The organism is Sphingomonas bacterium, from assembly GCF_028292945.1.
Classification (GTDB): domain Bacteria; phylum Pseudomonadota; class Alphaproteobacteria; order Sphingomonadales; family Sphingomonadaceae; genus Sphingomonas.
The window spans coordinates 16,789-31,413 of the sequence record NZ_JAQGLJ010000050.1 but is presented as its reverse complement, the minus strand read 5'-3'; the positions used below and the strand labels follow the sequence as shown (position 1 = coordinate 31,413).

13 protein-coding genes and 1 pseudogene are annotated in these 14,625 nt (G+C 67.5%); 4 read left to right on the top strand and 10 right to left on the bottom strand.

The window, feature by feature from the left end:
* Positions 1-224 (top strand): annotated as a pseudogene (locus JWN21_RS06665) (hypothetical protein); the annotation flags it as partial.
* A 36-nt stretch (positions 225-260) separates the two neighbouring features.
* Here JWN21_RS06665 and JWN21_RS06660 read toward each other — a convergent pair.
* Together JWN21_RS06660 and JWN21_RS06655 are read right to left on the bottom strand one after the other, a co-directional pair.
* Positions 261-1,253 carry a hypothetical protein gene (locus JWN21_RS06660; protein WP_299647496.1) on the bottom strand — a complete coding sequence of 331 codons (993 nt, stop codon included), beginning with the start codon at positions 1,251-1,253 and terminating at the stop codon, positions 261-263.
* A 129-nt stretch (positions 1,254-1,382) separates the two neighbouring features.
* Complete coding sequence (locus JWN21_RS06655; protein ID WP_299647494.1) at positions 1,383-3,707, bottom strand: ATP-dependent helicase; 2,325 nt, start codon at positions 3,705-3,707, stop codon at positions 1,383-1,385.
* A 95-nt stretch (positions 3,708-3,802) separates the two neighbouring features.
* On the opposite strand from JWN21_RS06655, the gene JWN21_RS06650 reads away from it, so the two are divergent.
* Positions 3,803-4,213, top strand: a complete 411-nt coding sequence (locus JWN21_RS06650) for a GFA family protein (protein ID WP_299647492.1) — start codon at positions 3,803-3,805, stop codon at positions 4,211-4,213.
* A 227-nt stretch (positions 4,214-4,440) separates the two neighbouring features.
* Here JWN21_RS06650 and JWN21_RS06645 read toward each other — a convergent pair whose 3' ends face one another.
* The 3 genes from JWN21_RS06645 to JWN21_RS06635 form a co-directional block, all read right to left on the bottom strand.
* Positions 4,441-4,719 carry a hypothetical protein gene (locus JWN21_RS06645; RefSeq protein WP_299647489.1) on the bottom strand — a complete coding sequence of 93 codons (279 nt, stop codon included), beginning with the start codon at positions 4,717-4,719 and terminating at the stop codon, positions 4,441-4,443.
* Positions 4,720-4,869: 150 nt separating this feature from the next.
* The gene (rsmD, locus tag JWN21_RS06640; protein ID WP_299647487.1) at positions 4,870-5,421 is read right to left on the bottom strand and encodes a 16S rRNA (guanine(966)-N(2))-methyltransferase RsmD; all 552 of its coding nucleotides are present in this window, start codon (positions 5,419-5,421) and stop codon (positions 4,870-4,872) included.
* Positions 5,422-5,506: 85 nt separating this feature from the next.
* The gene (locus tag JWN21_RS06635; RefSeq protein WP_299647485.1) at positions 5,507-6,772 is read right to left on the bottom strand and encodes a pseudouridine synthase; all 1,266 of its coding nucleotides are present in this window, start codon (positions 6,770-6,772) and stop codon (positions 5,507-5,509) included.
* 97 nt (positions 6,773-6,869) lie between these two features.
* Between JWN21_RS06635 and JWN21_RS06630 the strand changes: the two genes are divergently transcribed.
* Complete coding sequence (locus JWN21_RS06630; RefSeq protein ID WP_299647483.1) at positions 6,870-7,295, top strand: response regulator; 426 nt, start codon at positions 6,870-6,872, stop codon at positions 7,293-7,295.
* 15 nt (positions 7,296-7,310) lie between these two features.
* Here JWN21_RS06630 and JWN21_RS06625 read toward each other — a convergent pair whose 3' ends face one another.
* Positions 7,311-8,447 carry an SRPBCC family protein gene (locus JWN21_RS06625; RefSeq protein WP_299647481.1) on the bottom strand — a complete coding sequence of 379 codons (1,137 nt, stop codon included), beginning with the start codon at positions 8,445-8,447 and terminating at the stop codon, positions 7,311-7,313.
* Positions 8,448-8,506: 59 nt separating this feature from the next.
* Between JWN21_RS06625 and JWN21_RS06620 the strand changes: the two genes are divergently transcribed.
* A complete protein-coding gene (locus JWN21_RS06620; RefSeq protein WP_367182919.1) occupies positions 8,507-10,168 on the top strand; it encodes a hypothetical protein in 1,662 nt (553 codons plus the stop codon).
* Here JWN21_RS06620 and JWN21_RS06615 read toward each other — a convergent pair.
* From JWN21_RS06615 to trpB, 4 genes are all read right to left on the bottom strand, one after another.
* Positions 10,165-11,475, bottom strand: coding sequence for a folylpolyglutamate synthase/dihydrofolate synthase family protein (locus tag JWN21_RS06615; protein ID WP_299647480.1), 1,311 nt, complete (start codon positions 11,473-11,475; stop codon positions 10,165-10,167). The two genes, JWN21_RS06620 and JWN21_RS06615, sit on opposite strands and share 4 nt — an antisense overlap.
* A 145-nt stretch (positions 11,476-11,620) precedes the next feature.
* Positions 11,621-12,481: an acetyl-CoA carboxylase, carboxyltransferase subunit beta gene (accD, locus tag JWN21_RS06610; protein WP_299647479.1), complete on the bottom strand. Its 861-nt coding sequence runs from the start codon at positions 12,479-12,481 to the stop codon at positions 11,621-11,623.
* Positions 12,478-13,272, bottom strand: a complete 795-nt coding sequence (trpA, locus tag JWN21_RS06605) for a tryptophan synthase subunit alpha (RefSeq protein WP_299647478.1) — start codon at positions 13,270-13,272, stop codon at positions 12,478-12,480. The genes accD and trpA overlap by 4 nt, the downstream gene beginning before the upstream one ends.
* A gap of 31 nt (positions 13,273-13,303) precedes the next feature.
* Complete coding sequence (gene trpB / locus JWN21_RS06600; protein ID WP_299647498.1) at positions 13,304-14,533, bottom strand: tryptophan synthase subunit beta; 1,230 nt, start codon at positions 14,531-14,533, stop codon at positions 13,304-13,306.
* Positions 14,534-14,625 lie beyond the last annotated feature (92 nt).

Genomic DNA, 14,625 nt, shown 5'->3' with positions numbered 1-14,625 from the left:
TCGGGCCGACGGACAGTGCCGATCTGCTGTCCACCATAGAAGCGCGGCACCTCCACGCCGATGCTGCCGATCCTGGCGATGCTGGTGGCGGGGCACATGGCCTCGCGCGGCGGCGGGCAGGGGGGCTGGGCGGGATATTAGGTTCGGTGCTGGGCGGCATGGGGGGTGGCCTGCCGAGGGGCCTGGGCGGGATGCTCGGGTCGATCTTGGCTGGGCGGAGATAGGGATGCCGTTGAAAGCGTATCCATCCTTGGACGATATCAGTGGCTGGAGGGTGCAGGCTCCCTTGCAAGTCGACGCTGGTGACGCTCGATTGCAATCAGGAGAAAGAAGAACATGAGCAGCAGGAAACCGCCCAGTACTACCCCGACCTGAAGAAGGGTCGCGCGCCCCTCCGCCTTACCGATCAGGATTGACTCGCGCTTCGCGTCGGCTTCGGCGGCGTTGCTGGCGCGACGCTCCGCGAGCAGGCTGAAATAGCGGTCTTGGTAAGCCTTGATGACTTGGCTAGGGCTCTGCACGCCGTCAGGGTAGCGCATTGTATATACTGTCGCGTTGTAGGGAATGGGGACCTGCCGGGTCACCGCACATCCTATCGGTGACTCGTACCATGCGGGGCAGGTGGTGCTTAGCGAATCCCAGCCACGGCGAGACTCGTAGCGGACCCGTTCAACGCGCGACGCGACCCGAGCTTTTCTCGCGCGACGGTATGCTTCAAGCGTCTTCTGCGTCTCAGCCAAATCGGCAGCGCTGGCGAGCGTCGTGAGATAGGTTTCCAAGTCTGCGCGATCCGTGTCGAACGACAATTCCCCATCTGCGATCGCCCTTAACCGGCCAGCGGTGTCAATCGTCAGGTCATCGAACTCTCCGACCGTAGGCTTCTTGTCGTCCGGCCGCTGGAAGCGCTCGAATTTTGCCCGGTACAAGCCATGATATCGCTTGGCAAAGTCATCATAGAAGCGCCGCTGCGCCGGAGAATTCCGGGGCACCTCGACTGTCGTCGACACGGCCGAAGCGGAGTTCGCCGATCCTGCCAGTTCGTCGGCGGCGACGGTGCTCGCCTGCTCCACCACCGAGTTGGGAGATTGCGCAATCTTGTACAGCGCAGTGGCGGCACCAATCGCTGCCAGCACCAACAACACTGTCGCTACGATCAGGATAGCCGCGCGCAAGACGCGCAAATAGATCACCTCCGCGCGATCCAATGCTCGTGTCACACGCCCGCCGGGCGTCGCGACCATTGCTTCTTCCATAATTCAGCTCCCGCGCCTTCGTCTGGGCGCAGGAGTGAGGATCAAGCGTCGGGGTTGCGCGAGTCAATGGACCGGGTCGATTATTGCGGATTGTTAACGCGGCTTCGATGCGCCGCGAGATGCTCGCCTTCAGTTGTTTACCGTCACAAAACTATCCATCACCCGCTTCCTTCCCGCCTGGTCGAAGTCGATCTCCAGCTTGTTGCCTTCGATCTCGGCGATATCGCCGTGGCCGAATTTCTGGTGGAAGACGCGCTGGCCCACCGACAGGTCGGTGCGGCCGGGGTTGCCGAGGCTGATCGCGGGGCCGCGGGACTCGACGATGCGGGACGGTTCGCGGGTGAAGGTGCGCGCGGTCCAGCTGCCGCCATCGACCTTGACCGGCTCCAGCGTTCCGGCGGCGCGTTGCCAGCCGGGGCCGCGGCCGGAGCCTCGCGTGACGTTGGCGAAGGGGTCGGCGTTCTCGCTCCAGTTCGCGCGCCAGAGCGACTCGCCGCCGCTCATCGTGGTTTCCGTCTCGATGTGATCGGCTGGCAGTTCGGCGACGAAGCGTGAGGGCAGCGACGAGGTCCACTGGCCGTAGATGCGGCGATTGGCGGCGTGGAGGATGACCGCGCGGCGGCGCGCGCGGGTGATCGCGACGTAGGCGAGGCGACGTTCCTCCTCCAGGCTGCGCGTGCCCCCCTCGTCGAGTGCGCGCTGCGAAGGGAACAGGCCTTCCTCCCAGCCGGCGAGGAAGACGGTGTCGAATTCCAGCCCCTTGGCGGCGTGGATGGTCATGATCGTGACCTGCGGCACGCGCTCGCCGCCTTCGCGCTCCATCACGAGGCTGACATGCTCCAGGAACGCCCCGAGCGACTCATATTCCTCCATCGCGCGGACCAGCTCGGAGAGGTTCTCGAGCCGCCCGGCCGCCTCAACCGACTTCTCCGCCTGCCACATCGCGGTGTAGCCGCTCTCGTCGAGCAGTTGGCGGGCAAGCTCCGGGTGGGGCAGCTCGCTCGCCATGTCGCGCCAGCGGGCGATGTCGCCGATCAGCCGGCCAAGCGACTTGCGCGCCTGCGGGGTCAGCTCGTCGGTGTCGAGGATGCGCGCGGCGGCGATCGTCAGCGGCGTGCCCGCGCGGCGGGCGAGCTGGTGGAGCTTGGCGAGCGCCTTGTCGCCGAGCCCGCGTTTGGGGGTGTTGACGATGCGTTCGAAGGCGAGGTCGTCGGCGGGCTGGTTGACGATGCGCAGGTAGGCGAGCGCGTCGCGAATCTCGGCGCGTTCGTAGAAGCGAAAACCGCCGACGATCTTGTACGCCATGCCGATGGCGATGAAACGGTCCTCGAACTCGCGCGTCTGGTGGCCGGCGCGGACCAGGATCGCGATCTCGTCGAGCGACTTGCCGTTTTTCTGGCACGCCTCGATCTCCTCGCCGACGCGGCGCGCCTCTTCGGGGCCGTCCCAGACGCCCAGCACGCGGACCTTCTCGCCAGCGTCAAGTTCGGTCCATAACTGCTTGCCGAGGCGGCCGGAATTGTTGGCGATGACCCCGCCGGCCGCTCCCAGGATGTGCGGGGTGGAGCGGTAGTTCTGCTCGAGCCGGATCACCTTCGCGCCCGGAAAGTCGTGCTCGAAGCGCAGGATGTTCTCCACCTGCGCGCCGCGCCAGGAATAGATCGACTGGTCGTCATCGCCGACGCAGGCGATGTTCTTGCGCTCCTGCGCGAGCAGACGCAGCCAGAGATACTGGACGGAGTTGGTGTCCTGATACTCGTCGACCATGATGTATTTGAAGCGCTGCTGGTAGAGCTCCAGCACCTCGCGATGGGTGCGAAGGACGACCAGCATGTGCAGGAGAAGATCGCCAAAATCGCAGGCGTTCACCGCCTTCAGCCGGTCCTGATATCGCTGATACAGCTCGCCGCCGCGACCGTTGGCGTATCGTTCGCTCTCGCCGGCATCAATGTCGGCGGGGACCAGCCCCTTGTTCTTCCATTCGTCGATAAGGCCTGCCAACGCCCGCGCGGGAAAGCGTTTCTCGTCGAGATCGGCGGCCAGGATGAGCTGCTTGAGCAGGCGGAGCTGGTCGTCGGTGTCGAGGATGGTGAAGTTGGACTGCAGCCCGACCAGCTCGGCATGGCGGCGCAGCATCTTCGCACCGATCGCATGGAAGGTGCCAAGCCAGGGCATGCCCTCCACCACGTCGCCGACCAGCCGCCCGACCCGCTCGCGCATCTCGCGCGCGGCCTTGTTGGTGAAGGTGACGGACAGGATCTCGGACGGCCACGCCAGCTTCGTGAACAGCAGGTGCGCGAGCCGCGCGGTCAGCGCGGCGGTCTTGCCGGTGCCGGCGCCCGCCAGCATCAGCACCGGGCCCTCGGTCGTCAGCACCGCCTCGCGCTGCGGCGGGTTGAGCCCGCGAAGGTAGGGGGGGTCGGCGAGGGCGGTGTCGGTCGAACTGTGGGTCACAGGCGAACAGCTAGGGAACGGGTGAGTTGGGAGCAAGCTTTTGCGGGTTGCGCCGGTGCGACCCGCGTGAGAACATAGCGGGAACAACCGGGAGAATGCAGGTGAGCGAATCGGGCAGATGCCGCTGCGGTGCCATTCGGTACACGGTGGAGGGCCAGCCGACGCACAGCACGATCTGCTGGTGCAGCGAATGCCGCGCGTCGGCAGGGGCGCCGGCGGTGGTCTGGACATTGTTCGGGCGCGACAAGGTGCGGATCGAGGGCGACCCGCGATCGTACGAATCGTCGCCAGGCACATTCCGGCAGTTCTGCGGCACCTGCGGGACGGGGCTGTTCTACGTCAACGAGGCCATCTTTCCCGGGCAGATCGACCTACAGGCGGCGACTCTCGACGATCCTGACGCCTTTCCGCCACAGGCCCACATTCAGGTCGCAGATGCACCGGCATGGCGGGCCGGCATGGCTGCCATGCCGGCGTTCGGCCGCTATCCGCCGATGCCGGGCTGAATGGGGGCGTGGCGGAGCGGGTTGGCGCTGCCGCTCACGATGGTCCGTCAGGCAGCAGCGTTGCGTTACATCGGTGCAAGGCCCTGTCCGAGCCTTGTGACGGGGACGCTGTTCAGCGACGATGGTCGGGCAACCGCAGGGAATCTTGGCCAAGCAGGATATCAGCGTCGAGGATCTGGTTGGCATGATCAGCCGCCGCGAGCTTCGCCTGCCGAGATACGGCACGACTATGTCTGTCGCTCAATCACACGGGTGCAGCGCATCGCGTCGAAACCCACCATTTCTCGACGGCATGCCCCAAAGGGCTGCGGACGATTACGCCCGCCTCTCTCGACGGTGACCGCGACAAGTTCGAGCGACACCTGCGCACCGTCTTGGCGAACGCATTCGGGCGAGCGCGGGCGCTCGGCCTCGCCAAGGTCACGTTCCCGTCGATCGACGGCGTCGAGGTCTGCCGCATCGAGGTCGCAGCAGGCACTGCCATTGTTTGTTCCGGCCACCGACAAGAACGGTGGCAAATCCCGGAGGTTCTGCGTCCGCAACGGCAACGCGTCGGATGGTCCGGATGGCTTCCAGCAGGCAGCCTATATCAGCAAGCGTTTTCCCGGCTTCAGCGGAGCCTGAAATGAAGAAGCAGGCAGTTGCGCCACAGCCGGCTAGACCGTCATCCGCAGCAGCGTCAGCTTCGCCTTGCCGTGGACCCGTTCGGCGTCGATCGTGAAGCCGCCGACCTCGACCGCGTCGCTCTTGGCGGTCTCGATGCTGACCCAGGTGGCGGGCCCCGTCCAGCCGAGCCGCGCCAGGCGCTCAAGCGCGACGACGCCGGCGCCCGTGCCATAGGGCGGATCCATCAAGATCAGGTCGAGCGGCTGGGCGGCGGGACCGAGCGCCAGCACGCTGCCGGCGCGGACGTCGGCCTTCAGGCTGAGCTTCGTCAGATTGGCGCGGAGCGCGTCCAGCGCGGCGCCGTCCTGCTCGACGAACAGGCACGATGCGGCGCCACGCGACAGCGCCTCGATGCCGAGCGCACCGGACCCGGCGAACAGGTCCGCCACCGCAAGTCCGTCAAAGCTGCCGAGGCGGCTGGTCAGCATGGAGAACAGCGCCTCGCGCACCCGGTCGGCGGTCGGGCGGGTGGCGTCGCCCTTCGGGGAGAGGAGAGGTCGGCCGCGCAGGGTGCCGGCGATGACGCGCAGGGACTTGTTCACGCTTCGCCGTAGTCTTGCCGTGGGGAACGGCCAAGAGCCGGAGCCTGACGCAGCGCGCGAGTGGGAGCGAGCAGCCGGTTTACCGCTAGCGCTTGCCCGGACGTCGCGGGCCGGTCTTTGGCTTCGGCTTGGCCCAGCCGGTCTTGCGCTCGATCCTGGCGGGGCGGGGCGGGGCGACCGCATCCGCTGCCGGCTCGGTCTGCGTCCGCTTGTGAGGATTCGCCCTCGAAACCACACTTACAGGAGCAGGCTTGGTACCGTTGGTCGTCCGAACTCCACCTCGGCGCAGGCCGGGGTCCAAAGACGGTTCGCCTTGTCCGGACGAAGCACGCTGAGCAACAGTAGGCGATCGACCTGGTGGCAGAGTATCCGGTGTCGCGGGGAGCGTCGCGCGTGAGCCGCCGCGTTGGCCAGACGTGGGCGCCTTCCGGTCGGACTGCACCGCGACCTGACCCCGGCGTGACCCTACGGTCGCCTGCGGCTCGCCAGGGTCGCGCATCTGGCGAGGTGAACCCGCAGTTTGCGACCGTCCGGCGGGGCGCATCTGCGCCGGCGTTGGCTTCGCGGGCGGGCTGACGGCAATCCGCGCTTCATCGGCTCGCCGCCTGCCGCCCAGCGTCTGGCGGAACGCGACCAGATCGGCCTGTCGAACCTCGCCCACCGCGCCGGGCGGCAGATCGGCGAGGATGAAGGGGCCGTAGCGCGTGCGGATCAGGCGGCCGACCTGCAGACCCAGATGTTCGAGCACCCGGCGGACTTCGCGGTTCTTGCCCTCGGTCAGGATCATTTCGATCCAGGTATTGGCGCCCGTTCGACGTTCCAGATTGGCGTTGATCGGGCCGTAGCGGACGCCGTCGATCTCGATGCCCTCCATTAGGGTCTCGAGTTGTGCCTGGCTGACCTGTCCGTAGCAGCGAGCGCGATAGGCGCGTTCGACGCCGGTCGCGGGCAGTTCCAGCTGCCGCTTCAGCCCGCCATCGGTGGTGAGCAGCAGCAACCCTTCGGTGTTCAGGTCGAGCCGGCCGACCGGCACGACGCGCGGCAGGTCGGGGGGCAGACGATCGTAGATCGTGGGGCGGCCGCGTGGATCACGCTCGGTGACGAGGAGGCCGGTGGGTTTGTGGTGGAGAAACAGGCGCGCGGGGGCGGGCTGCGCGACCGGCGTGCCGTCGACCGTCACGCCGTCGAGCGACGCCAGCACGGTCGCGGGCGTGTCGATCACGACCCCGTCGCGGGCGATGCGACCCTCGGCGATGTAGCGCTCGATCTCGCGACGCGACGCGATTCCGGCGCGCGCGAGTAGCTTGGCGATGCGTTCGCCTGCGGCAGGAATGTCGACGGGCCGTGTCATGCGAGCGGCTGATACAGCGAAACTGTCGCGCCCGCGCCGAAATCTTTGCGACTCGGGGCCGGCCTGCGCGTTATGCAGCGATCAAAGGGGTTTCGTCATGTTCGGCCACAAGAAGCGGCACATCGTGCGATTGCTGCTCGTCGAGGACGAGCCGCTGGTCGCGTTCGACAATGAGCACGCGTTGTCCGACGCTAAGTTCGAGATCGTCGCGACGGTGGATCGTGTCGCGACGGCGCTTGCGGCGATCGAAGCCGGGGGGGATATCGACCTGGTGGTCGCCGACGTACAGCTTGCGGACGGGTCGGGCATCGATGTCGCGCGCGCCGCGCGCGAGGCCGGGTTGCGCGTTCTGTTCGTCACCGGCTCGTGCCCCGAGGGAGCGGAGACGCTGGCGGAGGGCTGGCTGGCAAAGCCTTATTCGCCCAAGGATCTCGTCGCCGCGATCCAGGTGATCGAAGCGCGGGTTGCGGGGAAAGCGCGGAAGCGGTTGCCGACGGGCTTCGAATTGTTCGAGGCGGCATGACCTAGCCTGGCTGGCTCAAAGACACGCCTCCACCTCATCGTGAAACGCGCGGATGCCCGTTTCCAGCGTGCCCAGCGTGACGCGGTCGAGCGCACCTGACGCAAGCCCCTGCTGGCCCAGCGCGGCGGCGCGAAAGTCCTCAGCTGCGAAGACGCCGCCGTCGAGCAGGTTCCAGCTCTTTTCCCAATGGGCGCGCGCTTTTTCCGTCGCCGGCGGCTCGGGGATGAGCATGAAGTCCTCGACCAGCACGCGATCATGCGCCTGCGGCATCAGCACCATCAGGTTGACGTAGTCCGGGCTGACGATCAGCACCGTGCCGGGGAACATCTGATAGGTGTAGGTGATCGCGCGGCGCAGCGTCGGCCAGTCCTGCGCGCTGACCGCGGCGGCATCGATTTCGCGCCCGACGGCGGAGCGTTGGTGCGGGCCGAGCTTGTCGCCGGTCGACACGCCATCCTTGAAGAACGGGCCGATCGTGGCGGCATGCAACCGCTGAACATGGTAGCTTTCCAGAAAGGCATCCATGATGAGCTTCCAGTTCGCCGCGACGTCGTGCGTGCGGCGGCGGAACAGGTGCAGGCCGGCCAGACCGAACGCATCAAAATCGTGACCGAGTTCGTCCGCCGGCGCGAAATCCGCAGCTTCATCGAACGAGAACCAGATCAGCCCACCCGCTTCGCGCGTCGGCAGCCGCTTGAGCGCGAACTCCGCCTTGTCGAGGCCGGGAAAGCTGTCCGGTCGCGGCAGGCCGGTCAGGCGGCCGTCGAGGGCGTAACTCCACGCATGGTACGGGCAGACCAGCCGCGGCGTGCAGACCGGCTCCGTGCCTTCGACGAGCCGCGTGCCGCGATGACGACAGACGTTGACGAAGAGGTGCGCCTGCCCGTCGGCATCGCGCGCGATCAGCAGGGGCTTGCCGAAGCCGTCGTGCGGAACGGCCATGTTGCGCTCCGGCAGCAGCGCCGACGGCGCGATCACCAGCGGGGCGTGGGCAAAAACGCGCTGCTGCTCGGCCACGTGGCGCGCCGGGCTGGTGTAGGCGTTGGCATCGACGTGCGTGATGCCACCATCCGCGCGCGTGCCACCCTCGGCAAGCAGCTTAGCCAGTGCGAGCTGTCCAGCGGTGGGGCGGGTCTCGATGACGGTCGCCATGGGCTATCCTCTCCTTCTTTTCGCGCTAGTGTCCGCGCAATCGGGATCGGGAGCAAGGCGTGGCGGAACAGGTGGCGGCGACACGCGTGAAGGGATGGCGCCTGCTGCGCGCGGCGCTGACGAGCCGCAAGACCGCGACCATGCTGGCGCTGGGGTTTGCCTCCGGCCTGCCGTTCGTGGCGCTGATCGGAACGCTGAACGCCTGGCTCGGGGAGCGGCAGGTGAGCCTCGCCACCATCGGCGTGCTGTCGTGGATCGGCCTCGCCTATGCGTTCAAGTTCCTGTGGTCGCCGGTGGTGGACCGGACGCGCCCGCCGCTGCTGGCGCGGCTGGGCCGGCGCAAGTCGTGGCTGGTGCTGTGTCAGCTCGCGCTCGCCGCGCTGTTGATGGGCATGGCGGCGACCGATCCGGTAGCCGCGATCGGCAGCTTCGCGCTGCTCGCGGTCGTTGCTGCATTCTTTTCCGCCACGCAGGACGTGGTGATCGACGCCTGGCGGATCGAGATTGCCGATGGCGTGGATGATGCAGGCGGTGCGACGGTCGAAGTGCTGTCGGCGATCTATCAGCTCGGTAATCGCACGGCTGCGCTTGCGGGCGGGGCGGGGGCGCTGGTGGCGGCGGCGCGGATCGGCTGGCCGGCGGTGTACGCGACCATCGGTGGCGTGATGGTGCTGCTGGCGCTGGCGACGTTGCTCGCGCCCGAGGCGGTCCCGCCGGAGGAGGACGCGGCAGAGCCGCTGGCGGGGCATGTCGTGCCCGATCGGCGACGGCGCGCGGTTGCGCTGGCGGTGGTGGCGGTCGGCTGGGGCTGGGCGATCTGGATGCTCGGCAGCTTCATGGTCGCCGCGCTGACCCCGCTTGCACCAGGCGAGAAGGCAGCGTCGGCGGGCGACTTCACGAAGTTCTGGGGGCCGTGGATCGTGGTCGCGACGGTGGTGGTGCCGGCGATCGTTGCGGCCTGGGCCAACGGCTATGCGATGCCGAGTGCCGGGGCGGCGGGCAGCGCCGGGCGACGTGCGGCCGACCACGTCTATCGCGCGCTGGTGCTGCCGCTGTCGGAGATCGTCGGACGGCTGCGCTGGGGCGCGATCGTCGTGGTCGCGCTGATCCTGTCGTACCGGATCGCCGATTCGATCTGGGCGCCGTTCGCCTTTCCCTTCTATCTCGAATTCCTCAGCTATTCGAACGACGAGGTGGCGTTCGCGTCCAAGATCTTCGGGGTGCTGATGACGATCGCGGGCGTGGCGCTCGGCGGGCTGATGTTCGCGACGCTTGGGCGCATGCCGACGATGCTGGCGGGCGCGATCGCGGCGGCGGCGACCAACCTGCTTTACGCCGATCTGGCGCTGGGCGGGGCGGGGATCGACGGCTTCGCGGCGCTGTTCGGGCTGGATAGGCTCGGCGCGGATCAGCGCATGGTGCGGCTGTGCATCGCGATCGCGGGCGAGAACATCGCCGGTGGCCTCGCCGGGGCGGCGTTCGTGGCGTACATCTCGTCCATCGTGGCAAAGCAGTATTCGGCGGTGCAGTATGCGCTGCTGTCGTCGCTCACCTTCCTCGTCGGCGCACTGGGGCGCGCGGCGATGGGTGAGGCGATCGGGCAGGTCGGCTATGCCAGCGTGTTCCAGTTCACCGCCGCGCTGGGGCTGATCGCGGTCGGGCTGGTGCTGGTCGAGTGGTGGCGCGGTGCGCCGCGCGCACCGGAGGTGGTGGCGGTCTAGTCGGGCAGTTCGTCGTTGAGCCGCAGCGCCTCGCCGGCGAGGTAGAGGGAGCCAGCGATCAGGACGACGGGGGTGTCCGCCTGCGCCACTGCCGCCGACAGATCGGGCGCGATTGCAGCAGGTAAACGAGCATTTCTCGCAAGGCTGGCGAGGTATTCGGGCGCATGATGGGTGTGCCCCGGCGTCGGCACCGCGATAACTTGCGAGACGGCAGGGGCAAGTGCGGCGAGCACCCCGGCGGCATCCTTGTTCGCCAGCATTCCCAGGACAAGCGTCGTCGCGCGGCCCTGCGCCAGCTCCGCGAGGGTGTCGGCGACCGGAAGCGCGGCGCTCGGATTGTGTGCGCCGTCGATCCACAGCTCGGCCTCATCCGGAAGCATGCCTGCTAGTGGGCCGGGCCGCAGCCGCTGCATCCGCGCCGGCCAGCACGCGGTCGTGGCGGCTGCCTTTAGCGCCGCGGGCGGAATCTCGATGGCGCGCTGCCGGCGCACCATGGCGGCTGCCAACGCCAGGTTGGCCATTTGATGGTCGCCTGCCATTTCCGGAAAAGGCAGGGCGATGCTGCCATCCTCATCACTAATGAATACCCGACGCAGGCGGGGGTTCGCGCCGAGATTCCAGCGTCGCCCTGCCGGGTAGAATGGCGCACCCGCCCGCTTTGCAAGATCGGCGATCACATCGTTGATCGGCGCATCATAGTCCATCGTCACCAGCGGCACGCCGCACTTGGCGATGCCCGCCTTTTCCGCCGCGATGGCGGCAAGCGTGTCGCCCAGGAACGCCTGGTGGTCGACGCCCAGGCCTGCGATTCCGCACACCGCCGGGGCAGGCAGAACGTTGGTTGCATCGAGCCGCCCGCCAAGCCCCACTTCGACGACACAGGCGTCGGCGGGTTCCCGGGCGAAAGCGAGGAACGCAGCCGCGGTCGTGACTTCGAAGAAGCTCGCGTTGAGATCTTCGGCGACGTCGAGCACCTCCGCCAGCAGCGGGGCGAGTGTGGCGTCCTCGATCAGCGCGCCGGCGAGCCGAATGCGCTCGTTGAAGCGGACGAGGTGCGGGCTGGTGTAGACATGGACGCTGCGGCCGGCCGCTTCCAGCGCGGCGCGCAGGAAGGCGCAGGTGGAGCCTTTGCCATTGGTGCCGGCGACGTGGAACACCGGCGGGAGGTGTCGGTGCGGGTCCCCGAGCCGCGCGAGCAGGCGGGTGATGCGATCGAGGCCGAGCGTGTCGGCTCCCGGCCCATGCGCGAACAGGCGGTCGAGCTGCGCCTGCACGGCCGGGTCGGTGGAGGTCGCGGTGTCGGGCATGCGTTAGGTGCCGAGCCGCATTTGGAACACTCTCGTCATGCTGAACTTGTTTCAGCATCCATGCGTACCATTCGACCCACAGGCGAACGCCGCTGATTGAAACGGTCGCGCATGGACCCTGAAACAAGTTCAGGGTGACAGAGCCTCACGCCGCACGCTGCTCGCCGGCGGTGAGATACCCGATCACCGTCGCCAGCCGCTCCTTGAGCTGGTGGCGACGGACGATCATGTCGATCAGGCCGTGCTCCAGATAATATTCGGATGTCTGGAAATCGTCGGGCAGCTTCTCGCGGATCGTGCTCTCGATCACGCGGCGTCCGGTAAAGGCGAGCGTCGCCCTGGGCTCGGCGATCTGCACGTCGCCGAGCATCGCGTACGCAGCCATCACGCCGCCGCTGGTGGGGTCGGTGAGGACGACAATATAGGGCAGTCCCGCCTCGCGGAGCATGTCGATCGCCACGGTCGAACGCGGCATCTGCATCAGGCTGAGGATGCCCTCCTGCATCCGTGCGCCGCCCGACGCGGTGAAGACGATGTAGGGGCAACGCTCGCGGATTGCGTTTTCGACGCCGCGGACGAAGGCCTCGCCGACCGCAAGCCCCATCGATCCGCCCATGAACGCGAAGTCCTGCACGCCCACCACCGCCGCGTGACCGCCAATGCGGCCATAAGCGTTGACAAAGGCATCCTGCTCGGACGTGTCCGCCCGTGCGGCCTTCAGACGGTCGGCGTACCGTTTCGAATCGCGGAACTTGAGCGGGTCCTCCTGCACCTTGGCGGCGGCGATCACCTGCCAGCTACCCTCGTCGAACAGCTGCGGGAAGCGCTCTGCCGGCCCGATGCGGTCGTGATGGTCGCAGCGGGGGCAGACATAGGCGTTCTCTTCCCACTCCTTGGAAAAGACCATCTGCTCGCAGCCCTTGCACTTGTGCCAGAGGTTGTCGGCGGAAGTCTTTGGTTTCGTGCCGAACGGCAGCGCGTTGCGGACGGAGTTGAGCCAACTCATGCGGCGAGGTCCTTGGGGCTAGCGTCGATCGCGGCGCGGAGGCTGGCGACATAGGCGCGGACGTGGGCAGGGGCATCGGTGCCGTGCCGCGCAACCAGTTCCACTATCGCGGAGCCGACCACGACGCCATCCGCGACGCGGGCGACGGCGGCGGCCTGTTCAGGGGTGCGGATGCCGAAGCCGACCGCGACGGGCAGCTCGGTGGCGGCCTTGAGGCGAGCGACGGCCTGCTCGATCGAGCCTGACTGCGCCTGTTGTAGTCCGGTAATGCCCGCGACGGAGACGTAGTAGAGGAATCCCGACGCGCCGTTCAGCACCTGTGGCAGACGAGCGGTGTCGGTGGTGGGGGTGGCGAGGCGAATCGGGTCGATGCCGCGTGCGCGCAGCGCGGGGCCGAGTTGGTCGTCCTCCTCTGGTGGCAGATCGACGCAGATCACCCCGTCGACGCCTGCGTCGGCGCAGGCGTTCGCGAACCACTCGGGGCCACGGCGGAGCATCGGGTTGGCATAGCCCATCAGCACCAGCGGCGTGTCCGGGTGGCGTTGGCGAAACTGCTTTGCGATCAGCATGATGTCGGCCGTTGTTGTGCCCGCGTCCAAGCTGCGAATGTTCGCCGCTTGAATGGCAGGGCCGTCCGCCATTGGATCGGTGAAGGGCATCCCGAGTTCGATCACGTCCGCCCCGCCCGCGACTAGCGCATCGAGGATGGCAGGCGTTGGCCCGTCGCCGGCGGTGACGAAGGTTATGAGGGCGGGCCGGCCGCGGATGAAGGAGGCTGAGAGGCGGATCATGTGTTCCCCTCCCGCCTGCGGGAGGCGAGCTTCATATCGCCACCCCGAGCGCCTCGGCGACGGTGAAGATGTCCTTGTCGCCCCGCCCGCAGAGGTTCGCCAGGATAATCTGGTCTGGGCGCATCTCCCTTGCCTTGCGCGCGACCGCCGCGATCGCGTGCGAGGGTTCGAGTGCAGGGATGATGCCCTCGGTGCGGCAAAGCAGTTGAAACGCGTCGAGCGCTTCGGTGTCCGTGGCGCTGTCGTACTGAACCCGACCTATGTCGCGCAGCCAGGCGTGTTCGGGACCAATGCCGGGGTAATCCAGGCCAGCGCTGATCGAGTGCGCCTCGGCGATTTGGCCGTCCTCATCCTGCAACAGGTAGGTGCGGTTGCCGTGCAGCACGCCGGGAAAGCCGCCCGCGAGGCTCGCCGCGTGCTGCTTGTCGAGGCCGTGTCCGGCCGCCTCGACGCCCAGCATCGCCACGTCGGCATCGTCGAGAAAAGGATGGAACAGGCCGATCGCGTTCGAGCCACCGCCGATCGCCGCGACCAGCAGGTCGGGGAGGCGGCCGGTGCGCGCCAGCATCTGCGCGCGGGCCTCGATGCCGATCACCGACTGGAAGTCGCGGACCAACTCCGGATAGGGATGGGGGCCCGCGGCGGTGCCGATGATGTAGAAGGTGTCGTGGACGTTCGCGACCCAATCGCGCAGGCCCTCGTTCATCGCGTCCTTCAGTGTCCGTGCACCTGAAGTCACGGCGCGAACTTCCGCCCCTAACAGCTTCATGCGAAACACGTTCGGCTGCTGCCGTTCGATGTCGCGCGCGCCCATGTAGATGACGCAGGGCAGACCGAAGCGCGCGCACACGGTGGCGGTCGCGACGCCATGCTGACCCGCACCCGTCTCCGCGATGATGCGCGTCTTGCCCATCCGGATCGCGAGCAGGATCTGGCCGATGCAGTTGTTGATCTTGTGCGCACCGGTGTGGTTGAGCTCGTCGCGCTTGAACCAGACCTGCGCACCCATTCCATCGGGCGCGCTGTCGCGGAGTGCCTGCGTCAGGCGTTCGGCATAGTAGAGCGGGCTGGGGCGCCCGACATAATGCTCCATCAAATCGTCGAACTGGGCCTGGAACGCGGGGTCAGCCTTGGCCGCGCGATAAGCGACGTCCAGCTCCAGGATGAGCGGCATCAGCGTCTCGGCGACGTAGCGGCCCCCGAACTCGCCGAAATGGCCGCGTGAGTCCGGCTGCTGGCGGAAGGAGTTGAGGACGTTCATCAAGGCGGCGTTTAGGGTGGGCATCGCAAGCTGTCACCCTCTCCGACGGAAGCCTGGTCCGGCGCGGCCGACTGGGTCCCGGCTTCCGCCGG

Excerpts from the sequence above, each read along its gene's own strand:
- JWN21_RS06635 (WP_299647485.1), bottom strand. The coding sequence starts at position 6,772 with ATGACACGGCCCGTCGACATTCCTGCCGCAGGCGAACGCATCGCCAAG.
- JWN21_RS06630 (WP_299647483.1), top strand. The coding sequence starts at position 6,870 with ATGTTCGGCCACAAGAAGCGGCACATCGTGCGATTGCTGCTCGTCGAG.
- JWN21_RS06650 (WP_299647492.1), top strand. The coding sequence starts at position 3,803 with ATGCAGGTGAGCGAATCGGGCAGATGCCGCTGCGGTGCCATTCGGTAC.
- JWN21_RS06625 (WP_299647481.1), bottom strand. The coding sequence starts at position 8,447 with ATGGCGACCGTCATCGAGACCCGCCCCACCGCTGGACAGCTCGCACTG.
- trpB (WP_299647498.1), bottom strand. The coding sequence starts at position 14,533 with ATGAACGTCCTCAACTCCTTCCGCCAGCAGCCGGACTCACGCGGCCAT.
- accD (WP_299647479.1), bottom strand. The coding sequence starts at position 12,481 with ATGAGTTGGCTCAACTCCGTCCGCAACGCGCTGCCGTTCGGCACGAAA.
- trpA (WP_299647478.1), bottom strand. The coding sequence starts at position 13,272 with ATGATCCGCCTCTCAGCCTCCTTCATCCGCGGCCGGCCCGCCCTCATA.
- JWN21_RS06660 (WP_299647496.1), bottom strand. The coding sequence starts at position 1,253 with ATGGAAGAAGCAATGGTCGCGACGCCCGGCGGGCGTGTGACACGAGCA.
- JWN21_RS06615 (WP_299647480.1), bottom strand. The coding sequence starts at position 11,475 with ATGCCCGACACCGCGACCTCCACCGACCCGGCCGTGCAGGCGCAGCTC.